20 protein-coding genes are annotated in these 23,127 nt (G+C 70.9%); 10 read left to right on the top strand and 10 right to left on the bottom strand.

What is annotated here, in order from left to right:
- Positions 1–2 precede the first annotated feature (2 nt).
- The 3 genes from ASF23_RS16415 to ASF23_RS16405 all read right to left on the bottom strand — a co-directional run bounded on the left by ASF23_RS16415 (position 3) and on the right by ASF23_RS16405 (position 5,032).
- Positions 3–1,970: a right-handed parallel beta-helix repeat-containing protein gene (locus tag ASF23_RS16415; RefSeq protein WP_055956169.1), complete on the bottom strand. Its 1,968-nt coding sequence runs from the start codon at positions 1,968–1,970 to the stop codon at positions 3–5.
- Complete coding sequence (locus ASF23_RS16410; protein WP_082474268.1) at positions 1,967–3,373, bottom strand: glycosyltransferase; 1,407 nt, start codon at positions 3,371–3,373, stop codon at positions 1,967–1,969. Before ASF23_RS16410 ends, ASF23_RS16415 begins: the two co-directional genes overlap by 4 nt.
- Before the next feature lie 318 nt (positions 3,374–3,691).
- Complete coding sequence (locus tag ASF23_RS16405; protein ID WP_055956166.1) at positions 3,692–5,032, bottom strand: glycosyltransferase family 2 protein; 1,341 nt, start codon at positions 5,030–5,032, stop codon at positions 3,692–3,694.
- 198 nt (positions 5,033–5,230) lie between these two features.
- Here ASF23_RS16405 and ASF23_RS16400 point away from each other — a divergent pair, with 198 nt between their 5' ends.
- The 10 genes from ASF23_RS16400 (at position 5,231) to ASF23_RS16355 (ending at position 17,015) form a co-directional block, all read left to right on the top strand.
- The gene (locus tag ASF23_RS16400; protein ID WP_082474267.1) at positions 5,231–6,652 is read left to right on the top strand and encodes a nucleotide sugar dehydrogenase; all 1,422 of its coding nucleotides are present in this window, start codon (positions 5,231–5,233) and stop codon (positions 6,650–6,652) included.
- 38 nt (positions 6,653–6,690) lie between these two features.
- On the top strand, positions 6,691–7,770 hold the full coding sequence (locus ASF23_RS16395) for an NAD-dependent epimerase/dehydratase family protein (RefSeq protein WP_082474266.1): 1,080 nt from the start codon (positions 6,691–6,693) through the stop codon (positions 7,768–7,770).
- On the top strand, positions 7,770–9,620 hold the full coding sequence (glmS, locus tag ASF23_RS16390) for a glutamine--fructose-6-phosphate transaminase (isomerizing) (RefSeq protein ID WP_055956164.1): 1,851 nt from the start codon (positions 7,770–7,772) through the stop codon (positions 9,618–9,620). The genes ASF23_RS16395 and glmS overlap by 1 nt, the downstream gene beginning before the upstream one ends.
- Positions 9,621–9,678: 58 nt before the next feature.
- Positions 9,679–11,583, top strand: a complete 1,905-nt coding sequence (locus ASF23_RS16385) for a polysaccharide deacetylase family protein (protein ID WP_156364581.1) — start codon at positions 9,679–9,681, stop codon at positions 11,581–11,583.
- A gap of 5 nt (positions 11,584–11,588) precedes the next feature.
- A complete protein-coding gene (locus tag ASF23_RS16380; RefSeq protein WP_156364580.1) occupies positions 11,589–12,530 on the top strand; it encodes a hypothetical protein in 942 nt (313 codons plus the stop codon).
- A gap of 80 nt (positions 12,531–12,610) precedes the next feature.
- Positions 12,611–13,042, top strand: coding sequence for a hypothetical protein (locus tag ASF23_RS16375; protein ID WP_055956156.1), 432 nt, complete (start codon positions 12,611–12,613; stop codon positions 13,040–13,042).
- The gene (locus tag ASF23_RS16370; protein WP_055956153.1) at positions 13,039–13,350 is read left to right on the top strand and encodes a winged helix-turn-helix domain-containing protein; all 312 of its coding nucleotides are present in this window, start codon (positions 13,039–13,041) and stop codon (positions 13,348–13,350) included. The genes ASF23_RS16375 and ASF23_RS16370 overlap by 4 nt, the downstream gene beginning before the upstream one ends.
- On the top strand, positions 13,340–14,128 hold the full coding sequence (locus ASF23_RS18005; RefSeq protein WP_082474265.1) for a M50 family metallopeptidase: 789 nt from the start codon (positions 13,340–13,342) through the stop codon (positions 14,126–14,128). The genes ASF23_RS16370 and ASF23_RS18005 overlap by 11 nt, the downstream gene beginning before the upstream one ends.
- Positions 14,129–14,241: 113 nt before the next feature.
- Complete coding sequence (locus ASF23_RS16360) at positions 14,242–15,693, top strand: O-acetylhomoserine aminocarboxypropyltransferase/cysteine synthase family protein (RefSeq protein ID WP_082474264.1); 1,452 nt, start codon at positions 14,242–14,244, stop codon at positions 15,691–15,693.
- A gap of 2 nt (positions 15,694–15,695) precedes the next feature.
- Positions 15,696–17,015, top strand: coding sequence for an LLM class flavin-dependent oxidoreductase (locus ASF23_RS16355; RefSeq protein WP_055956148.1), 1,320 nt, complete (start codon positions 15,696–15,698; stop codon positions 17,013–17,015).
- 18 nt (positions 17,016–17,033) lie between these two features.
- Here ASF23_RS16355 and ASF23_RS16350 read toward each other — a convergent pair whose 3' ends face one another.
- The 7 genes from ASF23_RS16350 to ASF23_RS16315 all read right to left on the bottom strand — a co-directional run bounded on the left by ASF23_RS16350 (position 17,034) and on the right by ASF23_RS16315 (position 22,866).
- A complete protein-coding gene (locus tag ASF23_RS16350; protein WP_055956145.1) occupies positions 17,034–18,701 on the bottom strand; it encodes an APC family permease in 1,668 nt (555 codons plus the stop codon).
- A gap of 188 nt (positions 18,702–18,889) precedes the next feature.
- Positions 18,890–19,330, bottom strand: coding sequence for a hypothetical protein (locus ASF23_RS16345; protein WP_162236784.1), 441 nt, complete (start codon positions 19,328–19,330; stop codon positions 18,890–18,892).
- A 344-nt stretch (positions 19,331–19,674) separates the two neighbouring features.
- Positions 19,675–20,187 carry a hypothetical protein gene (locus ASF23_RS16340; RefSeq protein ID WP_156364578.1) on the bottom strand — a complete coding sequence of 171 codons (513 nt, stop codon included), beginning with the start codon at positions 20,185–20,187 and terminating at the stop codon, positions 19,675–19,677.
- Entirely contained in the window at positions 20,184–20,489 is a 306-nt protein-coding gene (locus ASF23_RS16335; RefSeq protein WP_055956136.1) for a hypothetical protein, read from the bottom strand. The genes ASF23_RS16340 and ASF23_RS16335 overlap by 4 nt, the downstream gene beginning before the upstream one ends.
- Positions 20,486–21,175 carry a hypothetical protein gene (locus tag ASF23_RS16330; protein WP_156364577.1) on the bottom strand — a complete coding sequence of 230 codons (690 nt, stop codon included), beginning with the start codon at positions 21,173–21,175 and terminating at the stop codon, positions 20,486–20,488. The genes ASF23_RS16335 and ASF23_RS16330 overlap by 4 nt, the downstream gene beginning before the upstream one ends.
- A gap of 321 nt (positions 21,176–21,496) precedes the next feature.
- Complete coding sequence (locus ASF23_RS16320; RefSeq protein ID WP_156364576.1) at positions 21,497–21,820, bottom strand: DUF6507 family protein; 324 nt, start codon at positions 21,818–21,820, stop codon at positions 21,497–21,499.
- Between the two features lie 149 nt (positions 21,821–21,969).
- Positions 21,970–22,866 carry a hypothetical protein gene (locus ASF23_RS16315; RefSeq protein ID WP_055956126.1) on the bottom strand — a complete coding sequence of 299 codons (897 nt, stop codon included), beginning with the start codon at positions 22,864–22,866 and terminating at the stop codon, positions 21,970–21,972.
- Positions 22,867–23,127: the final 261 nt, after the last annotated feature.

The raw sequence follows: 23,127 nt of genomic DNA, 5'->3' as shown, positions 1-23,127 counted from the left end.
GGTCACCCGACGGTCGGAGCGGGCTCGCCGCTGTGGTCTGCGGCGTGCGCCGCCCTGGACGGCACCGGCGGGAGTCCGAGCGTCACCGGGTCGACGACGCCCCTCGTGAAGCTCGAGAGCGGTGCCTGCTTGAGGTACGGGTGCTCGCCGGACTCGCCGCGTCGACGGCGGCGGACCCCGCCGATCGCGGCGATGAGGACGATGAGGAGGAGCACGAGCCAGAGCACGGTCAGCGGCTGGAAGATGCTCCGGAGGGTGACGAGGAGCGGCTTCGTCGAGTGCCACTCCACCGTGTCGTTCTGGGCCTGCCGCACCCCGTCGGACCGTGCGAGGTCGACCGCGGAGGTCCCGCGTCCGGAGAGCGTGTTGTCCGTCACCGAGCTGCCGGTCGCGGTTCCGACGGCGGTGATGCCGTGCGAACGGGCGCTCGTCACCCGGTTGTCGTCGACGGCCGTCCGCGCGCTGTCCCGGAGGTACACGCCGATGGCCGCACCGGAGACGGTGTTGTCCGTGATCTCGGTGTCGGACGCGCCGTCGAGCACCCCGATGCCGTTCTGCGTGGAGTCCCGGACGACGTTGTTCCGGACGACGACCGCCGCGGCACCCTGGCCCACCACGATGCCCATCTGGTTCCGGTCGGCGGTGGAGCCGTTGACACGGACGTTCCGGCCCCCGAGGACCTCGATGCCGTACCGGCCGTTGTCGCTCGCGGTGCTGTCCGTCAACGAGTTGTTCCCGTAGGTCGTGGTGGGCATCCCGACCGCGTTCGGGCCGCCGGCGAGGGCTCCCCCGTTGATGGTGACGCCGTTCCGACCGTTGTCGTTCGCCGTGACCTGGCTGAACACGACGCCGGTGGAGGCCCGCGTCATCTTGATGCCGTCGACGGCGTTGTCCGTCGACCGGACCGAGGTGAAGGTGCTGTTCGTGACGTAGCGGTGCAGGACCAGTCCGTCGATCCGCGAGTGCTCGATCCGCGAGTTCGACATCGTGACGCCGTCGGCGCTCGTCAGGAACAGCCCGAACGCGTTGCCGTCGAAGGTGACGTGCTGGACGAGCGCGGACACGTAGCTGTACGCACCGGCACTCGCGCTGCTGCCCTGCACGGACGGCAGCGCGCCGGTCGGCAGGATCGCGTTCCCGAACACGTCCTTGCTGGTCCGTGCCGCGGCGCCGGCCTGGTCGCCGGACGTCTGGTCGATCGTCGAGAGGTCGGTCCCGGTGAGTGCGACGCCGCCGGTGGAGCCGCTCCAGAACCCGAGGTCCTGGAACGTCGCGTACTTGAGCGTGGCGCTCCCGCCCTGGACCCGGACGTAGGCGCGGCCGTCGGAGGTCGTGGTGTCCGCCTCGCCGGACTGCGGGTCCCAGGCGTCGATCGTGACCGGTGACTTCGCGGAGCCGACGACCTGCAGGTTGCCCGCCTGCGTGACGATCGAGACGAACCCGTCGTGGTTGCTCTCGAGGTGGATGTGGAGACCGTCGGGGCTCGCCAGACGGAGCGTCGCACCGTTCTCGACGACGATGTTCTCGCTGAGCAGCCAGGACCCGTCCGGCTGTCGGACGAACGTCGACGGCGCGAGGGCCCGGAGGTCGTCGATCGTGTACGCCGACCCGCGTGCGACGAGCACGAGCGTGTAGCTCGACCCGGTCGCGAGCCGGTAGGGCTGCGACACCGCCAGACCGCTCCATCGTGCCGCGGACGCGAGCGCCCGGACGTTGTAGATCCGCTGGTCCTCGGCCGCCACGAGCCGCGCCTCCTTGTTCGGACTCCCGCCGTACGGACGACCGGTCACCGGCGCCGGCGTCGTGCCGGTCGTCGTCGCGGAGGCCGCACCGGGGACGGCGATCGCCGCGCCGAGGGCGAGCGCACCCGCGAGCAGGACGACCCCGGCCGCGCGCCCTGCACGCCGGAGGGCGGTCGCGGAGGTGATCCGGGCCTCCAGTCCGGTGCGGAGCACGCTCCGGCGGCTCATGCCGCCACCGCCTGGTCGTCGGCAGCGGACGCGACGGCGGTCGCCGGGATCCCACCGGCGGCCGGGAGGCCCGTCCCGGCCACCTGGGGACGGTGCGGTTCGCGGATCCCCGCGTCCCGGCTGGTCTCCGCGGCGGTCTCGGGCACCAGCGTCGAGGCCTGCTGGCCGTCCCCGCCCATCTGGTCGGCGTGCCGGGTCAGCCAGCCCTGCCTGTTCATCGTGGCGAACGAGTAGACCTTGATCGGCAGGGCGACCACGATCACGACGAGCGCGAGCACGGGCAGGACGAGCAGGTCGAGCGGGTTGCGGCGGAGGTTCGAGAAGCCCCGGAGCGCACGGCCGGCGAGGAGCCAGGCGATGGTGAACCCGGCGCCCAGGACGCTGATCTCGAGCCGGCTGAAGAGCAGGTACCACATGGTGATCCCCATGGTGAGCGGGGTGAGGATGATCTGGAGCACCGTGATCTTCGTGACGAACGGCACCCGCCACACCCATCCCTTGGCGATCGCCGTCAGGTAGGTCCGGTAGGAGTTGCGGCTCCATCGAATGCGCTGCTTGAAGAACGCCACACCGCTCGCCGGGAACATCGACAGCGCCTTCGCGGTCGACTGGTGGACCGTCCGGTAGCCGGACGCGAGCACGAGCCACGTCAGTCGTCCGTCGTCGCCGGCCACACACCGTCGACCGAGGAAGAACTCGTTCTCGAGGTTCCAGAGCACCGGCATCACGGCTGCTCGACGGTAGGCGGCGGTGCGGCCGGAGAGGATCGGGACGGCGCCCGCCGCGCCCATCGCCGGCACGTAGTTGTAGTAGCGGAGGTTGACGAGCCAGTCCGCGATGATCCGCCAGATGCTCGAGTTCCGCTGGTAGACGTTCTGCTGGGTGCCGACGCCGCCGACCTTCGGGTCCACGAACGGCATCTGCACCGCCTCGAGGAGGCCCGGCTCCCACGACGTGTCGGAGTCGACGAGCACCACGACGTCGTACCGGGCCATCCGGATGCCCTGGCCGAGGGCACTCCGCTTGCCGACGTGGTGGAACAGGACGGGCGTGACCGTGGGGTCGCCGAGGGCGACGATCCGCTGGTACGCGTCGACGTCGGCGACGTCGAGCACGATGATGATCTCGTCCGGGGCCTGCTCCCGCCAGGAGTCGAGGCAGCGGAGCAGGATGTCGGGGTCCTCGTGGTACGACGGCACGACGACGGACGTGCTCGTGCGGAAGCCGTTCGTGATCGGCTTCGCACGGGCCGACAGGACGACCCGGTAGAACCAGAGCGACCAGACGATCACACCGGCGATGCCGACGGGGAAGTACTTGAGCGCCTCGTGGCCGAACGCGATGAGGTTGTCGACGATCACCTGCGACGAGGTCTCGGAGGCGAGGATCACCAGTGGGTACATGGGGTTCGGGTTCCTTGGGGCTGGTGGGCTGATCGGGGTGGGGTGGCCGCGGTCGTGGGACGACGCGGTGCGCTGGTGCCGGTGGTGCGGCTGGTGCCGACGGCGCGGACGCGACGGGTGGAGTTCACGTCGTCGTCGGCGTCCCAGGACCACGATCGACCGAGCCCGTCCAGCCGGGGTGCGCTGTGCGGGGGTCCTGGTCCTGCTCGTGATGGGGACGGTACCGACGTCGGAGGACGACCCACAAGTGGGGGGTACCGATGGTGCGGTGTTGCGCGATCCCGCAGCACCGCGTGCGGGATCCGTACCGCGTGCGGCTCAGTGCTCGGCGCGCGCCGTCGCGGGTGGTCCTGCCCCGAGGGACCGTCGCGTCGGACTGTGCCACACCCCGTTCGACCCGCCGCGGAACGCCATGACGAGCGCGGCGATGCAGAGGAACGCGTCGAGGATCCGGAGGAGCGGGAAGACGACGCCGAACAGGACGTAGACCGGCCGCCGGGCGACCACCGCGACGAGGAGGGTCAGCACGTAGTCCGGCAGCAGCACCCCGACGACGATCCCGAGCACCGGGTCCGCCTCGAGCATCGTCCGCGGCACGCTCCCGCCGATGCCGGACGCGTCGAGCACGGCGGCGACCAACGCCAGGGCGACCGCCGGGAGGATCGCGAGCATCATCAGGCTCGACGTGAGCAGCTCCGCGACGAACATCGCGACCGCGAGCCCGAACCTGCCGAACCCGAGCCGATGGCGCCGCAGGGTCTGCCAGAACCCGAGGTTCCACCGCCGGATCTGCTTCGCGTAGTCACCGAGGGTGTCCGGGTCCTGCGTGTAGGCGATGGCGGCGCTCGGCCGGAACGCGATCCTCCCGAGCCGTTTCGCGTGCACCTCGAACGTCATGTTGAAGTCCTCGATCGCCAGTCCGGCCGCGGTGATGTCGATGTCCCCGAGCACCCGCGTGCGGTACATGCTCGCGAACCCCGGCACGATCGCCACGACGTTCGCGTGCTCGGCCGCCTGCCCGAACTTCTGCAGGTACTGCACCGCGACGTAGACGCGCTCGCGGTAGGCGACGAGGACCCGGCCGAGCAGCGTCGGGGCCGCCGGGTCGAGGATCGTGGTGGCGCGGCCGGCGACGGCGACGATGTCGGGCGCACTGAACTCCGCCAGTCCGGTGCTGAAGTAGTCGGGCGCCAGGTGCGTGTCCGCGTCGAGCAGCATGAGCACCTCGAACCGCTCGGGGATCCGGAAGTGGTCGATGGCCGCGGCGAGCGCTCCGGCCTTCCCGCGGTTCGGGTGCAGGTCGTACACCTGGGCACCGGCTCCGGTCGCGATCCGGACGGTGTCGTCCGTCGAACCGTCGGAGACCACGAACACCTGCGCGAGCGGCAGGTGCTCGGCCGCTGACCGGATGGTGTTCTCGATGACGAGCTCCTCGTCGTGCGCCGCCACGAGGATCGCGACGTCCGCCACCGTCGGCGGCGCGTACTCGGCGCCGGTCGCGTCGTCCGGTCCCGGGCCGACGGCACGCCAGCCGGAACGTCGGCGAGCGATGGTGGCGACGCCGGCTCGGAGCCGTGCGTACCGGACGAGCCCCACGACGGTCCAGAGGATGGTGTTGACCCCGAGGACCAGGACCAGCGCGATGACGAAGGCGAGCATGTCCGCACGCTAGGGCCGAGGGCGGGGTGCCGGACCGCAATGCCGCAGACGGACCCGCACGGACGGTGCGGGTCACCGCAGTCCCGCGCGGAACCCCCACGAACCGGCGCGACGAACCGCACCCGGGCCCGCACGCCGTTGCCGCGGGGTGCGGGGAGCCAGCAGGGTTCGAGGCACCGACCCGAGGGGAACCACCCAATGACCACGATCCCGACCGAACGGCGGCGCGACCAGGCAACTGGCATCGCGTCGGCGGTCATCGACACCGCACGCGTCCTCGAGGACGCCGTGACCACGATCCCCGGCCTCGTCCCGTTCCGGGGCCCGGCCGAGGTCCCCGCCCCGACCGTCGGCGGCACCCGCGGGTTCGAGTTCGACGTGGCGATCGTCGGACTCGGGTACGTGGGCCTGCCGACCGCCCTGGCCTACCACCACGCGGGGAGCTCGGTGCTCGCGCTCGACATCTCCGCCACCCGGATCGCCACCATCCGCGCCAGGGGTGCTGACCTGCTCGAGGACGACCGGGCCCGGCTCGAGGAGGCGTTCCGCAGCGACGGCTTCGCGATCACCGCCGACGCGTCGATGCTCGCCCGTGCCGCGGCGGTCATCGTGTGCGTGCCGACCCCGGTCGACGCGCACCTCGTGCCGGACCTGACCATCCTCGCCTCGGCGAGCGCCATGGTCGTCGAGAACGCCGCGCCGGGGCAGCTGCTGATGCTGACGAGCACCACGTACGTCGGGTGCACCGAGGACATGCTCGTCCATCCGCTCGCCGACCGCGGGATGATCGCCGGGCTCGACGTGTTCGTCGCGTTCAGTCCGGAGCGCATCGACCCGGGGAACGCGTCGGTCGCGCACGAGGACGTGCCGCGCGTGCTCGGGGCCGCGACGGAGGCCTGCGCCGAGGTGGCCGACGAGCTGCTCGGTCGCTACGCCAGGGTGCACCGCGTGCCGTCCCTCGCCGCGGCGGAGATGACCAAGCTGCTGGAGAACACCTTCCGCGCGGTGAACATCGCGCTCGCGAACGAGTTCTCCGACATCTGCCGGACGATGGACATCGACGTGGCGGACGTCATCGACGCGGCGGCGACGAAGCCGTACGGGTTCATGGCGTTCCTCCCCGGTCCCGGCGTCGGTGGGCACTGCATCCCCTGCGATCCGCACTACCTGCTGTGGCAGCTCCGGGCGAAGCGACAGCAGGCGCCGCTGATCACGCGGGCGATGGCGGAGATCGCGAGTCGACCGCAGCGGGTCGTGGACCGGACCCGTGACGTGCTGTCCGACCTCGGCCGCGGGCTGCGCGGGACGCGGGTGCTCGTCGTCGGCGTGGCGTACAAGCGCGACGTCGCGGACCTGCGCGAGTCGCCCGCACTCGAGATCCTCGCGGGCCTCCGGGACGCCGGCGCCGTGATCGGGTACGCCGACCACCACTTCCCGTCGCTGCGGCTGCCGGACGGCGAGGTGCTCGCGGACGTCGTGGACGAGCGGGCCTTCGGTGCCGACGTGGTCCTCCTGCACACCAGGCACTCGGACGCCGACCTCGGGTGGATCGGAGCCGACCAGACCGTCATCGACACCACCTACCGCGGGGTCGACCTCGTCGACCGCGTCCTCCTCTGACCCCCACCCCACCCACACACCACTTCGGAGACACCATCATGCAGAGCATCGTGACGGGCGGGGCCGGGTTCATCGGCAGCCACCTGGTCGAACACCTCCTGGCCAGCGGGGACGAGGTGGTGGTCCTCGACGACTTCACCACCGGCCGTGCCGACAACCTGGGCCGCGTGGCCGACGATCCGCGGCTGCGGGTCGTCGACGGCTCGATCCTCGACCGCGACCTCGTCCACCAGGTCGTCGCCGGAGCGGACCGGGTGTTCCACCTCGCGGCCGCGGTCGGCGTGCGGCTCATCGTCGACCACCCGCTGCAGGGTCTCCGGACGAACATCCACGGCACCGAGAACGTCCTCGACGCGTGCGTCGCCGCCGACGCCCGGCTGCTCCTGGTGTCGACGAGCGAGATCTACGGCAAGAACACCGCGGACGCGCTCGACGAGGGCGCCGACCGGATCCTCGGTTCGCCCCTGACCTCGCGGTGGACCTACGCCGCGGCGAAGGGCATCGACGAGGCGTTCGCGCACGCCTACTGGCAGGAGCACGGTCTGCGCGTCGCGATCGTCCGCCCGTTCAACACCGTCGGCCCGCGCCAGACCGGCCGGTACGGCATGGTGGTCCCGAACCTCGTCGGGCAGGCGCTCCGCGGCGAACCCCTGACGGTGTTCGGCGACGGTGCGCAGTCCCGGTGCTTCTCGTACGTCGGTGACGTCGTGCCCGCGATGATCGCGCTCGTGGAGCACGAGGACGCGGTCGGGCAGGCGTTCAACCTCGGCGGTGAGCGCGAGATCAGCATCGCCGACCTCGCGGCGCTCGTCATCCGGGTCACCGGGTCGTCGAGCGCGATCGAGTACGTCCCGTACGAGCAGGCGTACGGTGCGGGCTTCGAGGACATGCGGCGGCGCGTGCCGGACAACACCCGCGCGAGGGCCGCGGTCGGCTTCGACCCGGCGACCGGGCTCGAGGAGATCGTGGAGTCGGTCGCCGCCGACCTGGCGGCGCGGGACGACACCGGACTGGAGGCACGGCTCACCTCCGCCTCGGACCCCGCGGACGAGCAGGGCGCTGCGGACGAGCAGCACGGTGCCGTCCGGCGTGATGCTGCGGCGCCGGTGGGTGCCTGATGTGCGGCATCATCGCGGCACGGGTGTCCGACCCGGTCGCGCCGTACCTGCTCGCAGGCCTCGAGCGACTCGAGTACCGCGGGTACGACTCCGCCGGGGTCGCGATCCGCACCGTGGGACACCGCGTGGGGACGATCCGGTCGACGGAGCGGGTCGCCGACCTCAGGCCGCGGGTGGACGCGTGGGACATCGAACCCCTGACGGGCGTCGGCATCGGCCACACCCGGTGGGCGACGCACGGATCGGTCTGCGAGACGAACGCGCACCCGCACACGGACTGCGCCGGACGGATCGCGGTCGTGCACAACGGCATCGTCGAGAACGCGAGCACCCTCCGCGGGACGCTCGAGGACCAGGGGCACGTGTTCCGCTCCGACGTCGACTCCGAGGTCATCGTGCACCTCGTCGAACGGGCACTCGGCGCGGACCAGGACCTGCTCCTGGCCGTCCGCATCGCGACCGCGCAGCTCGAGGGGTCGTGGGCGATCGTCGTCCTCGACGCCGAGACGGGCCGCATGGTGGTCGCGGCCGAGCGGTCGCCGCTCGTCGTCGCGCGGACCGGTCGCGGCGACTTCGTGGCGAGCGACGTCGGGGCGATCGCCGAGTGGGCGGACACGTTCGTCCCCCTCCGCGACGGCGATGTGGTCGAGCTCGGCGACAGCTGGGCGTGGACGAGCGGTGGCGTCGCCGTCACGACCCCCCTCGCACAGCCGAGCCCCTTCGCGGCCGCTGCGCTCGAGCTCGGCGACCACCCGGACCACATGGCGAAGGAGATCGGCGAACAGCCGGAGGTCGTCGCGCGGATCCTCGACCGCACCGCCTCGGGTGCCGTCGACGGGTCGATGTGGACCGGGCTCGGGCTCCCCGGGTTCCACCGCGTCGCGGTCGTCGCGTGCGGGACGTCGCTGAACGCCGGCTCTGTGATCGCGTCCGCCCTGCGGGGTCTCGGCGGGGTGCCGACCGACATGGTCGTCGCGAGCGAGGTGGACCAGGCCGTGCTCGTGCCCGGCACCCTCGTCGTCGCGATCAGCCAGTCCGGTGAGACCGCCGACGTGCTCCGTGCGCTCGACCGGCTCGACGGCGGGTTCCCGGTGCTCGCGCTCACGAACAACCTGCACTCCTCGCTCGCCCGGCGCGCCGATGCGGTGCTCGACTGTCACGCGGGCCCGGAGATCGGGGTCGCCGCGACGAAGACGTTCGTGGCCCAGGTCGTCGTCGGGGTCTCGGTCGTCATCGCAGCGCTCGTGGCGTCCGGCCGGGTCGACCGGTCGCGGGCACGGGCGCTCGTCGGCGACATGCAGCGGCTCCCCGGCCTGATCGAGCAGTCGCTGATCGCCTCGCGCGACCGGATCCCCCTGCTCGTGTCGAGCCTCGTCGAGGCCGAGGGGTTCCTGTTCCTCGGTCGTGGTCCGGGGCTGCCGTTCGCGGCGGAGGGTGCGCTGAAGCTCAAGGAGCTCAGCTACCGGTGGGCTGAGGCCTACCCGGCCGGCGAGCTGAAGCACGGTCCCCTCGCGCTGGTCACCGACGGGACGCCCGTCGTGGTCGTCGACAACGGCGAACCACGACTCGCGGCGAACATCGCCGAGGTCCGCGCACGCGGCGGGTTCGTGATCACGATCGGTGGCACGGACGCCGACGTCCCCGCGATCGGCCGCGATGCCGGTCGACTCAGGGCCCGCGGCGCCGATCGGCTCGCCGCGGAGACGCTCGTCGACGGGCACGGCATGGCGGCGTGGGGTCCGCTCGAGGCCGTCGTCCCGCTGCAGATGCTCGCCCGGGAACTCGCCGTCGGACTCGGCTGCGACGTCGACAAGCCGCGGAACCTCGCCAAGTCCGTCACGGTCGAGTGACCCCCGCTCCCCCGGCCCCGCCCAGAACCCAGCACCCCGCCCCCAGAACGGAAGCACCATGTCCCAGAACCCCGCCCGGCCGAGGCGCCATCCGCAACGGGTGACGATCCTCCTCGCCGTGCTCGCCGTCGTGGGGCTCGTCCTCACCGGCCTTGTCGCGGCCACCGCCCCGGCGAGCGCCGCCACCAGGTCCGCGAGCACCACCGCGCCCGCGACCGTCACCGCGCCGACACTCGCGGAGCTGCAGGCCCAGGCTGCCGCCGCGAAGACCCAGGCCGCCGCCGCGAAGAGCCGTTCCGCCGCTGACACCGCCGCGCTGGCCGCCGCCGTCCGGGCACAGACCACGGCCGAAGCGGCAGCGGCACGGGCGGGGACCGCAGCGGACCGGGCCGCCGCCACGGCGCAGACACGGCCGACCGCCGCGGCGACCGCGGCCGCCGCCACCGCCGCACGGGTACGGGTACTGGCGGATGCCGCAGCCGCGACCGCGAAGACCGCCACCGCGGGAGCGAGCGCGACGGCACAGGCCTCGGCCCAGGCGGCGACCGACGCTGCCGCGGCATCGGCCGCCGCAGCGACCGCGGTGACCGACGCGAAGGCCGCCGCAGCGGCGGCCAGGACACCGAGGACCGTCGTCAGCCTCACCTTCGACGACGGCGACGCCGACCAGATGGCCGCGGCGACGACGCTGCAGCAGAACGGCCTGACCGGGACCTTCTACATCATCTCCGGGTACGTCGGCGCAGACGGGTACATGTCCCGATCGGACCTGCAGACCCTCGCCGCGGCGGGCAACGAGATCGGCGGGCACACGGTCACCCACCCCGACCTCGTCGACCTGTCGACGGCCGAGGTCCAGCGGCAGGCGTGCCTGTCCAGGACGACGCTGTCCTCGTGGGGCTACACCGTGCGGAGCTTCGCGTACCCGTTCGCCGACGTGAACGCGTCCGTGGAGCAGGCCGTGGCGGGGTGCGGGTACTCCAGCGCCCGGGGACTCGGCGACACGAGGACCCGCTTCGGCTGCGCCGGCTGTGTCGCCGCGGAGACGATCCCGCCGGCCGACCCGTCCCGCACGCGGGCACCCGACGAGGTCGAGAGCACCTGGACGCTCAAGGACATGCAGGACGTCGTCACGAACGCCAGGGCCAAGGGCGGATGGGTGCAGCTGACCTTCCACCACGTCGGCGACACGGCGGCCGACCCGACGACGACACCCGCGCTGTTCTCGCAGTTCGCGTCCTGGCTGAAGACCTACACCGCGACGCCCGCGAACAACACCACCGTGCAGACCGTCGGGGACGTCGTCGGCGGTGCGGCGAAGCCCCTCGTGCAGGCGTCGTTCCCGGCTCCGGCAGCCGCCGGGGTGAACGCGATCCAGAACCCCTCGCTCGAGACCGCGGGGGCGACCACCCCGTCGTGCTGGATGCAGGGCGGCTACGGCGCGAACACCCCGGCGTTCTCGACCACCACCCCCGGGCACACCGGCTCGGTCGCAGCGTCCCTGTCGATGGCGAACCACCAGGACGGCGACGCCAAGTGGTTGACGACCTTCGACCTCGGCGAATGCGCGCCGACGGTCGTCACCGGGCACACGTACGACCTGCGCACCTGGTACACCTCGACGACGGCCACGCAGTACGCCGTGTACCTCCGCGACGGGGACGGCAGTTGGCACTACTGGACGTCGAGTCCGTGGTTCGGCGCCGCGTCGACGTACACGCAGGCCGCATGGACCTCGGACGCCATCCCCGCCGGGTACACCGGGATCAGCTTCGGGCTGAACCTGTTCTCGAACGGCACGCTGACGACCGACGACGCGGCGATGTACGACTCGGTCGGCGCCCCGGCGATCGCACCGGTCGCGGTCACCGCGCCCGAGACGGACGCACCGGCAGCTGCCGAGCAGGTCCCCGCCGTGAGTGCGGACGACCCCGCCGGCACCGGCAGCGACCTGGCACAGTGAGTCGCATGCCCACCAGCTCGGACCGAACCCGTCGCCCCTCGGGGCGGCGCGTCCGCGCGCGTGTCCCGATCACCGCAGCGCTCGCCGTGGTCGTCGCCACGGGCCTCCTGGCCGGCTGCAGCGTCGACGCCGGTGCACCGGATCGCACCGCGCAGCCGAGCGCCTCGCACACGCCACTGCTCCGGACCGGCGTCCCGCCGGTCGCCCTCCCGTCGGCGTCCTCGACACCGCCCGCGCCGTCGGCCTCCGGCGCTGCGGGTGCGGCCGGCACCCCCGACGCGACGGTCCCGACGAGCGCCTCCCCGTGGCACACCCGCATCGTGTCCACGACGTTCTGGGTCGGCGAGGTGTTCGACCCGGATGCCTCGGACGGGTCGCAGGTGCTCTCGACCTACGACGGGAAGTGGCAGGCGCACTACGGCGGCTGCGACGGCGTCGTGTCCGGCACGGGGTGCGAGACGGAGCGTCGGACCGCGGCGAACGGGTGGTTCCCGACCGCGATGACCCCGCGGGAGAACCCGTTCTACCTCGATCTGCCGTACGACGACGTCAACGACCGGACTGGGTTCGCCGACCGCGATGCCGTGGTCCCGTGGTCGTCGTCGGCGCCCTACTCCGCGCACGCCGGGGACCAGGGGTTCAGCTTCATGAAGAACCGGTGGGTGATGATCCGGAAGGACGGGCACGTCTGCTACGGCCAGATCGAGGACGCCGGGCCCGGGCAGTACCACGACGCCGCGTACGTGTTCGGGACCGACGACGCCCGGCCCGCGAACAAGCGCTACAACGGGGCGGGGATGGACGTGTCCCCGGCGCTCAACGGGTGCCTCGGGTTCGCCGAGGTGAACGGGGAGGACGACCGTGTCGACTGGCGCTTCGTGGAGGCCGGGGAGGTCCCGGCGGGCCCCTGGCGGACGATCGTCACGACGAGCGGCCTGACGGAGTAGCTGTCCGAGCGCCTGTCCAGTGAGCCTACTTGCCAAGTTGGAAACCACTTGCCATACTGGATGCAACGAAAGGGGACACCATGTCCGACATCCACGAGGTCACCCCCACCGAGGCACAGCGTCTCCTCGACCACGCCGACCACCTCAGCCGCACCGCACACGAGGCCGTGCGGTGGCCGTACGTCACCTTCATCCTCGCGCTCGGCATGGCGACGTCGTTCGGCACGCTCGCCATGGGGCTCACCTCCGGGAACGCGTTCGGGCTCGCGTACTTCGGCACGCTCGGCGCGGGGTTCGCGCTCATCATGTTCTTCTGCATCTCGATCCAGGGACGATCGGCGTTCTCGCGGTCACGGCGGTGGGCGCTGTACATGGGCGCCTGGACCGTGACCTACGTCGCCGCGATCGCCGTCGTCGTCTGGGTCCACGGCTCGGTCCTGTGGTCGGGGATCACCTCGGGTCTCGTCCTCGCGGTGACCCTGGTCTCCGCCGCCGTGGAGGCCCGCCGGTGACCGCCGAGCAGACGCACCCCAGACACCGGCTCGACGACCTGCTGCAGAACCCGGTGCGCTTCTCGGTCATGGCCGCGCTCGACCGCGCGAGCACCCTGGGCTTCCGCGAGGTCCGTGACGCCGTCGAGGTCACCGACTCCGCCCTCAGCAAGCAGGTGTCGCTGCTCGAGGCCGCCGGGTACGTCACGGTCGGCAAGGGGTTCGTCGGCAAGACACCCCGGACCTCGTTGACGCTCAGTCGGGCAGGGCGGCGCGCGTGGCAGGCGCACCTCGCGGCGCTCCGCGAGATCGCCGGCGATCGGCCCTGACCGTCGCGGACACAACCGTTCCCCACGAGGCCCGTGCGACGATGACACCCCACCCGAGCACCCTGGAGTCGTCCTGCCCGCACATGTCTTCGTCGCCCTGCTCGTCGGCGCCGTCATCACGTTCGTCCCGGTCATCGGTCGCGTCGCCCGGATCGCGACGACGATCACCCACGAGGTCGGCCACTGCATCGTCGTCGTCCCGTTCGGCGGCCGCATCCACCGCATCACGCTGCAGTCAGACGGCTCCGGCGAGGCACAGGTCGACCTCGGCCGGGTCCCGCACGGCATCCGCTGGCTCGTCCGCATCCTGAACCTCTACGCGGGCTACAGCGCGCCGCTCTGGGCCGGGGTCCTGCTCGTCACGGGGACCCTCGCGGGCAACCGTGTGCTCACGACGACGGTCCTGGCCGTCATCGCCGTCATCGCGCTGGTGTTCGTCCGGAACTGGTTCGGGCTGCTCGTCGTGGTCGGGTTCGTCGCTCTGGCCGCCTGGGTCGCGCTCCGCCCCTCGGACGACACCGTGCTCGTCGTCGCGGCGGTCGGCGCCCTGTTCGTCGTCGACGGGGTCCGCTCGATCGTCCAGGTCGCCGGGTGGATCGCGACCGGCCGGAGGGTCCGCACCGACTTCCACATCACGGCCGGCGAGTTCCACGGGCCCGCCGCGCTCTGGTACGCGCTGTTCGTCGTCGTGAACGCGGGCGTCGTGTGGCTCGCGCGCGAGCCGCTCACCGCCGTCGGCGCGACCGTGGCCGCCGGGATCCGCGCGCTCCTGCCGTGACCGCGCTCGTGCCGTAACCGCGCTCGTGCCGTAACGGGGGGCCGCACAGCCCGACCCCGCAGTCCGGGCATGGCAGAGTACCGAGGACGGCCGATGACGGACAGGAGCAGGCGATGAACACGGAGGAACCGTTCGGGTTCACCACCGAGCAGGTGCACGGTGGGACCATCCCCGATGCTGGTCACGGCGCACGGATCACGCCGATCCACATGTCCTCCGGGTTCGTGTTCGACGACTTCGACACCGCCCGCGACCGCTTCGCCGGCATCGACGAGGGGTACACGTACACACGCCTCGGCAACCCGACGAACGCGGCCGTCGAACGCCGCATCGCACTCCTCGAAGGCGGTACCGAGGCGATCCTCGTCGCGAGTGGCCAGGCCGCGGCGACCGTGGCGTTCCTCGGGCTGCTCGCGGCCGGCGACCACGTCGTGTCGGCGTCGAGCATCTACGAGGGCACGCGGGGCCTCCTGCTGCAGAACCTCGGGCGGCTCGGCATCGAGGTGGACTTCGTCGACGACGCCCGCGACCTCGATGCCTGGGCCGCCGCGGTCCGTCCGAACACGAAGCTGTTCTTCGGCGAGTCGATCCCGAACCCGAAGAACGACGTGCTCGACATCAGCGGGGTCGCGGACGTGGCGCACCGCGCAGGCATCCCCCTCGTGGTCGACAACACCCTCGCCACCCCGTACCTCGTCCGTCCGATCGAGCACGGCGCCGACATCGTCATCCACTCCGCCTCGAAGTTCCTCACCGGGCACGGATCCGCACTCGGCGGCGTCGTGGTGGACAGCGGCCGGTTCGACTGGACGACAGGCGGCGGCCGCTTCGCGCACCTTACTGGGCCGGACCGCGGTCTCGGCGGCGCGAGCTACGTCGCGCGGTTCGGACCCCAGGCGTTCGCGGTGTTCGCCCGCGACGTCATCAGCTCCCGCATCGGCCCGACCCCGTCCCCGGTGAACGCCTTCCTCATCCAGCAGGGCATCGAGACCCTGTCGCTCCGTGTGGAACGGCACAGCGCGAACGCCCTCGCCATCGCGTCGTGGCTGGAGCAGCAGCCGGAGGTGACGAGCGTCGACCACGCGGGTCTGGCCTCCAGTCCGTTCCACGACCTGGCGGAACGGTACCTGCCCCGGGGAGCCGGGTCGGTGTTCGCCTTCACGCTCGCCGGCGGCGAGCCCGCCGCCAGGTGCTTCATCGACGCGGTGCAGCTGTTCAGCCGGATGACCCACCTCGGCGACGTGCGGTCGCTCATCCTGCACCCCGCGTCGACGACGCACGCACAGCGGACGCCCGAGCAGCGCGCCGCGGCCGGCATCCACGACGGCCTGATCCGTCTGTCGGTCGGCATCGAGGACGCTCCCGACCTGCTCCGCGACCTCGAGCGCGCGCTCGCTGCGGTCCGGAACGCGTTCGGTGACACCGGACGGGAGGCACGGCGCGGCCCCGCCACGGACCACACCGCCGGCGGACCCGCAGCCGTACCGCCCGTCACAGCGTCGTCCGGCACCGCGTCGCTGCGACACGCGCTGCCGGAGCAGCACGTCATCAGCGAGGAGATCTGACCATGGCGAGGCAGCAGCACGTCGGCTACTTCTTCTCGCGCGGGTTCGGGCCGCAGGCCTGGGGGCGGAACGACTGGTCGTGGGGGTACGACTGGACGAAGCCGGACCTCTACCAGCAGTCCGTTCGGCTGCTCGAGCAGGGCGGCTTCGACCTCGTCATCGCCGAGGACGCGATCTCGCTCGGCAACCCGTCGACCCTCGACCTCCGGATCCGGCAGGCGTACGGCGGGCCGAAGCACGACCCGCTCCTGCTCGCGCCGTACCTGTTCGCGGCGACGACCCACATCGGCATCGCGCCGACCGTGAACGCCGGCATCACGCCGCCGTACCTCGGCGCCCGGCAGTTCGCGACACTCGCACACCTGTCGAGCGACCGGTTCGGCATCAACGTCGTGACCGACGTCGGGAGCGCCAGGCATGCGGGGCTCGAGCCGCTCGCGCACGACGCCGCCTACGACCGCGCCGAGGAGTGGCTCGGGGTCGTCCGGCGTCTCTGGCACAGCTGGGGCGAGGGCGCACTCGTCGAGGACATCGACAGCGGCCGGTTCGCGGACGCGTCACGACTCGACGCGTTCCAGCACGACGGCGAGTACTTCCGGGCCGCCGGTCCGTTGAACGCCGTCCCGTTCGCCGAGGGTGATCCGGTGATCGTGTCCCCCGGCGGGTCTGGGCGCGGACTCGGGTTCGCCGGAGCGCACTCCGACGTGCAGCTCGCGCTCGCGCCACTCGAGGCGGCGGCCGTCCGGGCGTACCGGGCGAAGGTGCACGAGGCCGCCGACACCGCGGGCCGGACACCGGCGGACTGCAAGGTCCTCTTCGTGTTCAAGCCCGAGATCGTGGCGTCCTCCGAGGAGGCCGACCGGCTCGTCGCGGCCTCGCGGAACCCTTCCGACGCCGACCTGCTCGTGATCGCGCAGGGGCAGTCGAGCGACCTCGAGACCGATCTCACCGCGCTCGACCTCGACGCACCCCTCCCGTCCGGTCTGTTCGCCGACCACGTGTCGGCGGGATCGATCCGCGGGCTCGTCGGCAGCACGCCGGACGCCCCGCTCCGCGAGCTCCTCACCCGCAAGGCACGGAAGGGCCGGATGACCGCGCCCGGCGGCCACGAGGGCTTCGTGGGCACCGCGGACGAGGTGGCGGACTTCATCGAGGAGCTCGGGGACGACGCCGACAACGACGGGGTGATCTTCTCCGGGGACCTGCACCCGGCTTCGGTGTCGCGGATGCTCGGCGACGTCGTGCCGATCCTCCGACGCCGGGGGATCCTCCGGACGTCGTTCGGCGGCGGCGGGCTGCGGGCGAACCTGACCGACTTCTGACGGGTCCGGCGGCCCGGGTCAGTGCGCGACCGGCTCCACGATGCCCGCCTCCTCGGTCTCGACGACCTCGTTCGCCGTGCGGAGGATCTCCTCGCGGCTCGAGGCCACGTTGACCGCCCAGTAGTAGATGATCAGCGAGAACACCGCGACCGCGACGATGTCCCACCACAGCGGGAACAGCGTGATCGACGGACTCGTGGTGTTGAAGTCCGAGAAGTACACGATCAGCCCGATGCCGATCAGGTACGGGAACAACCACTGCGCCGCCTTCCAGTCCCACCGCGGCTGCACCTCCTTGCTGCCGCCGAGGACGCGGTTCAGCACGATGAGGACGAACCCGATCGCGACGGCGATGCCGAGCTTCCAGTCGGTCTCCCACCCGGACCACAGGATGATCAGGTTGCTGATGATGAACGCGACCGGTGACAGGATGTGCGCGGCGGGGAGCCGGTAGGGCCGCTCGACCTCGGGGATCCGCTTCCGGAACGCACCGACGGCGAGCGGAGCCCCCGCGTACATGAGCACCGACGCACTCGTGATGAGCCCGACGAGCGACTGCCAGCTCGGGAACGGCAGGAAGCAGACGATGCCGATCACGAACGCGGCGACGAGACCGACCCACGGCACGCCGGCACGCGTCACCCACTCGAACGCCTTCGGGAAGTATCCGTTCTTGCTGAGTCCGTACGACACCCGCGACGACGCGGTCACGTAGATGAGCCCGGTGCCGGCCGGCGAGACGATCGCGTCGATGTAGATCACCACGGCGAGCCAGACGATCCCGGCACCCATCGCGATGTCGGCGAACGGCCCGGTGAACGTCGTGTACGCCGCGCCCGCCCAGGTGCCCCGGATGTCCTCGGGGCGGAGTGCACCGAGGAAGAAGATCTGCAGCAGCAGGTAGATCACGAGCCCGATGACGACCGACCCGATCACGGCACGCGGGATGTCGCGCTTCGGGTTCGTCGACTCCCCTGCCAGCTGGTCGGCCTGCTCGAACCCGAGGAGCGAGAAGATGATGCCCGACGTCGACACCGCCGCGAGGATCCCCTTGGCGCCCTCCGGAGCGAAGCCGTTGGCAGCGGCGAAGTTGCTCCCGTGGAACCCGGAGAAGGCCAGCACGATGATCGTCAGCACCGGGATGCCGACCTTCCACCAGGTGGCAGCGGAGTTCGTGTTCGCGAGGATCTTCACGCTGAACAGGTTGACGAGCGTCAGGATCGCCATGAGCACGATCGCCACTGCGATGCCGCTCCCGGTGAGCACCGCCTGGTGGTTCACCTGGTGCAGCCACGCGTGCGCGAACGTCCAGTGCTGCGCGTAGGTGATCATCGCCTCGACCTCGATCGGGGCGACCGTCGCGGCCTGGAGCCAGGAGAACCACCCGAACGAGGCCCCGGCGACACCGCCGAACGCGATGTGCGGGAACCGTGCGGTGCCACCCGCGATCGGGAACATGCCGCCCAGTTCGGCGTGGACGAGAGCGAGCACGAGGATCGCCACCCCACCGATCGCCCACGAGATGATCGCCGACGGGCCGGCCGCCTCGAGCGCGTGCTGCGAGCCGAACAACCAGCCCGACCCGATGATCGAGCCCGTCGATGCCCAGATGAGCCCGATGAACCCGATCTGACGCTTCAGGCCGGGGCGGCCGGCCGGTGCCGGGGGTGCGGTCGTGGTGGCCATCTGCGCTCCAGTTCGTCGAGATCAGGACGAACCGACTCTGGCACCGCAACGGAGAGGCGTCACCCCGTGCAACGAGCATGCAACGTGGGTTTTACATGGTCGAAACATGGGCCCTGTATAAGCATTCAGGGTTCCTCGGCGCAATGCGTCGTTCGGGACAACGGGAGCATCTCCGGCAAGGGATCGATTCAGGAGCCGACGTACATACCGACCAGCAGGTGCATCACCCGCTCGTTCGACACCGGTCGGAGTTCGGACATGCCGTTCGCGGTGTCGAGGGTCCGTTCGAAGGCTCCGCCGGGACTCGTCACGATCCGGAAACCCCGCTCGCTCGCCTCGCCGTAGCCCCAGACCTCGGCCCAGTGACCACTCGACCACGACCGGGCGAACTCGTCGTCCGTGATCGGGGACGTCTGCCGAACGGAGTCCGGGTCGTCGATGCGCCCATCGAGCACCGCAGAGGCCAGCGTCACCGTCCGAGTGCCGAACCGCCAGGTCGGTGGAAGTCCGAGCCAACCGACGAGGCGACCGATGGCGAGTCCGGTGGGCAGGACATCGAGTCGAACGAGGTCGTCGACGCCGTTCGACAGGAGTGCCGGGAGTGCGACCCCGCCGCGCACCAGCGACACGCCGTCCCGACTCCACGTGCCCCACATCGAGACCCCACCTCGGTGTCGTGCCTCGACGCGGACGACTGCACTCGGGGTCTCAGGGAGCGACGTGATCGTCGATCCGTCGTCAGTCGGGGCACCGAATGCGTTGACGAGCCCGGCCGAACGCAGACTCTTGCTCGCCGCCGACCCACGAGCCGCTCCGCCGAGCATCCCCCGCTTCCGCACGGACCACAGGTGATCGAGCGCCGCGGTTGGAAGAGTCCACCGGGCCTCGCGTGGGGCCTGAGCTCCCGGTATCTGAGCCAACGTCTCGAGGTCCGCGCCCGCTGCATGCGAGGCGACGGGATCCAGTGCGGGGATCATCGTGTCCCGTCCCCGTGGTCGGTGACCGCGCCTCCGGTCTCGCCGGCGGTCTCGCCATCACCGAAGACGACTCCCGCGACGACTCCGTCGGAGTGCGGTGCCACGAACGGCGTGTCCTCGACCGCGCAGCTCGCAGTCAGGTTCACGTGTACCGAGCCTGTGGCGAACACCCACTGGTGCACCACGACCCACGTCGCCTTCGTCTCGTAGCCGTAGACGATGCGCCGCCCCTCCAGGACGCCACCCGCCCCTACCGCATGCGCGAGCGCAACATCCAGCACGTGCGCGCCCGGATGGATCACGAGCGACGCTGCGATGGCCGCTGACGAGGCGGCCGTCACAGGCTCGGTCGACGGCTCGCGCATCACGACCAGATTCGGCCGGAAAGACCCGTCCGGGCGTTCTGGGAAAGCGATCACGAGATCTGCGCCGCCGACGGCCACTTGCTCCCAACCGTCGGGCAGCGTCAGTGCGAGGTCCGTTGCCGTGAGGCGTGTCCGGTCGGTCATCGGCCTCCCTCACTCCGGTACCAGCGTGGAATGAACCAGCGAGGTGTGCCGAACAGGAACAGGGCGACGAAGACCAGGGTGGCGACGAACGCCAGCAGCGCGACCACGACACCGACGAGCCCAGCGGACGTGTCCACCACCGCCCCGAAGAACGCGAACCCGAAGATCGCGAATCCGCCGAACAGCCATGCGAACACGAGGGTCGGGTGCACATGGGTCGACCACGACCGCCAGAGCCCGGCGTAGGCGAGCGCGGCACCGACGACGAGCGCCACACCGATCGCCATGAACAACCACGTCATCCGAACAGGCCCTTCCACACGTGCTCGACCCCGTCCTTCGCCTGATCGACGAGGTGCTCGCCACCCTGCACGGCGCTGTGCACCGTGTCGGCAGCACCGCTGTCGTTGTACTTGTCGAGCAGCCAATGCCCGGCCATCTCACCGCCTTTGCCACCGACCCAGCCGCCGATCGCCCCGCCGACGAAGGCTCCGACGACCGAGCCGACACCTGGGAAGAGTGCCGTTCCGATGGCGCCACCGATGGCGGCACCGACAGCACCACCAGCGACGGAAGTACCGCCGACGATTACCGTACTCGTCACGGCGCTCTCGACCCTGCGGTCCTCCGACCATTCGGGATGCGCTTGCTCGTCCTTGCTCCACTGCCCAGCCCAGGTGCCGCCGAGGGTGAGCACGACACCCGCGGCGCCGAGGACTTTGCCGCCGGTCTTCGCGATCTCTGGGATAGCGCCCGGCGAGATCTTCGGATCTCCGACGAACGAACTGTGTCCCGGAAGTCGTTTCGGGATGTCGAGTTCGGGACGCGGCGGCGACAGCAGATCGAGGCCACCGGAGCTTTTCCAGAACGGCTTGCCGTCGTGGAACCCATCTGGCCTCGGAATGGTGATCGCGGCCTCGGGAATGACGTCCTCGCCGACGATGACGATGCGCCGCCACCGCGCGAGCACATCCGTGGCCACGGACATGCCGCCTCCAGTCGCGGCACCGCTCGCGTTGTCACCCGCCACTGCGTCCAGGAACTTCGAGACGTCACCGGGCTCGTACTTCGAGAGCCTGGACGATGCGGATGCGCATTCCGCATCGGCCTGATCGGCGTCCGAGTTGAAGTGTCCGACCCGGGCAGCGAGGTCCTGCTGCGCCGATGCCGCCCCCCTTGGCGCCGACGGACGATCCCACGGGCGAGATCGTGTCGACCGTCGCGACGACCTTCTTGCCCGCGGCTCCGATCGCACTCGCCGCGGCGTCGATCGTGCCCGCGTCCGGCAGCGCTCTCAGCGCATCGAACGTCACTTCGGGTCCACCAGGCCGTCGTAGTGTCGAGCCATCTCCGAGTCGCCGTGCTCGTACGCGGTGATCGCGCTCCGCGTCGATTCGATTGCTGTCGTGATGTGCGCGTTCGTGCTCGCGAGGTCGATCTCGAACGGGTCGGTCCCCAACATCGACAGCGCGCTCGCCGTCGCCATCGCCTTGCTCGCCGTTGAGTGCAACGCGTCGGAGATCGCAGTGCTGATAACGACGTCCATGTCGTCGAGCCCATTGAGATCGCTCTCCGCGGCGGCCAAAACCTGCCGAGCAGCTGCGATGTCTATCCGCCATCCATCGATCGCCATTGCTCCCCCTGCTCTTGTGTGCTCGCGCGCAGCGATACCCCTCGCGCCCGCTTCCTTCGCGCCGTGCGCACACGGCGTGTTGAAGAGCGATTCAATCCGTAGCGGGTAGCTGGATCTGCGACACGTCCCGTCCGTCGTCGTGGTCGCGACTAGTCCTTCTTGGACTTGCCCTTCCCATTCTTCTTGTCGGACTTCTTGTCCTTCGACTTCTTGTCCTTCTTGTCCTTCTTGTCCTTCTTGTCCTTCTTGTCGGACTTCTTGTCCTCCCTGTCGGACTTCTTGTCCTTCTTCTCGGACTTCTCGTCCTTGCTCTTCTTGCTGCCCGTGCCGTCGTCGGGTGAGCTCACCGACGGCGCAGACGGGAGTGGGAGCTTCGGCGGCGTCGACAACGACGGCGCGATCGAGGTCACGACGGGAGCATCGGCCATGATCGATGCCTCGTCGGCGGTCTCCGCGACCACGACGGCATCCCCGGGCTCCGGGACCGCATCCGCCACGACGGTCGCGGTGACGACCTCTGCCTGCGCATCGTCGATCCGCTCGACGGTGAGCTCGGCGCCGTCCTCCGCCAGACGCACGAGCGCGGAGGCTGCCCGGACCCTCGTGGTCGCACGACGAGCGACGACATCGGCCCGCGCGGTCTCGAGGAAGGTCCGGAGACCCCGCTCGGCAACGGTCCGCCCCCGGGGCGCGAGCCGGTCCAGGCGGTCGATCTCACCGGCGACACCGGTCTCGGAGCCGACCGCCTCGGCGCCGGGCTCTGCGCGGGCGGCATCCACGAGCGCGGCCACGACGCCGGCGGCACGTGCGGTCGCGAGGGCACGCTGGTCGAGGACGACGAGCATCTCGAAGTCGGCACCGTGGGTGACGGTCTCCACGCGCGCGGGCTCGGAACCGCGGCCCCGGAGGACCAGGCGCTCGTCGGGCGACGGCAGCCACGCGATGAGCGCGGCGACGGTCGCGACGGAACTCACGATCCGCTCGTACTCGGCGAGGGTCAGCTCCTCCTGCTCTCGGATGCGGACACGGATCGCGATCTCCTGCACGGGCTTTCCTCTCGGTCGTCCGGCGAGACGGGGACTCGCCGTCCGGACACCGTATTCCTCGCAGGTGAACAGCCCACCGGTGAGGCCCCGAGAACCCGGTCCTCGATGCAGGAACGCACCCACTGCCGCAACGTCCGCACTACCGCAACGCTTGCACTGCCGTCACGCTTGCACTGACGTCACGCTTGCACTGACGTCACGCTTGCACTGCCGTGACGCTTGCACTGCCGTGACGCACGAACGGCCGCATCGGGGACTCCA

Origin of the sequence: Curtobacterium sp. Leaf261 (assembly GCF_001422205.1) — a bacterium.
Classification (GTDB): Bacteria; Actinomycetota; Actinomycetes; order Actinomycetales; family Microbacteriaceae; genus Curtobacterium.
Note: the sequence above shows the minus strand (reverse complement) of the source record. Positions and strands in the feature narration are given on the sequence as shown.

Bases quoted from the DNA above. Each gene is read 5' to 3' on its own strand.
- ASF23_RS16355 (WP_055956148.1), top strand. From the start codon at position 15,696: ATGGCGAGGCAGCAGCACGTCGGCTACTTCTTCTCGCGCGGGTTCGGG.
- ASF23_RS16380 (WP_156364580.1), top strand. From the start codon at position 11,589: ATGCCCACCAGCTCGGACCGAACCCGTCGCCCCTCGGGGCGGCGCGTC.
- ASF23_RS16330 (WP_156364577.1), bottom strand. From the start codon at position 21,175: ATGTCCGTGGCCACGGATGTGCTCGCGCGGTGGCGGCGCATCGTCATC.
- ASF23_RS16335 (WP_055956136.1), bottom strand. From the start codon at position 20,489: ATGACGTGGTTGTTCATGGCGATCGGTGTGGCGCTCGTCGTCGGTGCC.
- ASF23_RS16410 (WP_082474268.1), bottom strand. From the start codon at position 3,373: ATGTACCCACTGGTGATCCTCGCCTCCGAGACCTCGTCGCAGGTGATC.
- ASF23_RS16400 (WP_082474267.1), top strand. From the start codon at position 5,231: ATGACCACGATCCCGACCGAACGGCGGCGCGACCAGGCAACTGGCATC.
- ASF23_RS16415 (WP_055956169.1), bottom strand. From the start codon at position 1,970: ATGAGCCGCCGGAGCGTGCTCCGCACCGGACTGGAGGCCCGGATCACC.
- ASF23_RS16385 (WP_156364581.1), top strand. From the start codon at position 9,679: ATGTCCCAGAACCCCGCCCGGCCGAGGCGCCATCCGCAACGGGTGACG.
- glmS (WP_055956164.1), top strand. From the start codon at position 7,770: ATGTGCGGCATCATCGCGGCACGGGTGTCCGACCCGGTCGCGCCGTAC.
- ASF23_RS16375 (WP_055956156.1), top strand. From the start codon at position 12,611: ATGTCCGACATCCACGAGGTCACCCCCACCGAGGCACAGCGTCTCCTC.
- ASF23_RS16360 (WP_082474264.1), top strand. From the start codon at position 14,242: ATGAACACGGAGGAACCGTTCGGGTTCACCACCGAGCAGGTGCACGGT.
- ASF23_RS16320 (WP_156364576.1), bottom strand. From the start codon at position 21,820: ATGGCGATCGATGGATGGCGGATAGACATCGCAGCTGCTCGGCAGGTT.
- ASF23_RS16340 (WP_156364578.1), bottom strand. From the start codon at position 20,187: ATGACCGACCGGACACGCCTCACGGCAACGGACCTCGCACTGACGCTG.
- ASF23_RS16405 (WP_055956166.1), bottom strand. From the start codon at position 5,032: ATGCTCGCCTTCGTCATCGCGCTGGTCCTGGTCCTCGGGGTCAACACC.
- ASF23_RS16350 (WP_055956145.1), bottom strand. From the start codon at position 18,701: ATGGCCACCACGACCGCACCCCCGGCACCGGCCGGCCGCCCCGGCCTG.
- ASF23_RS16395 (WP_082474266.1), top strand. From the start codon at position 6,691: ATGCAGAGCATCGTGACGGGCGGGGCCGGGTTCATCGGCAGCCACCTG.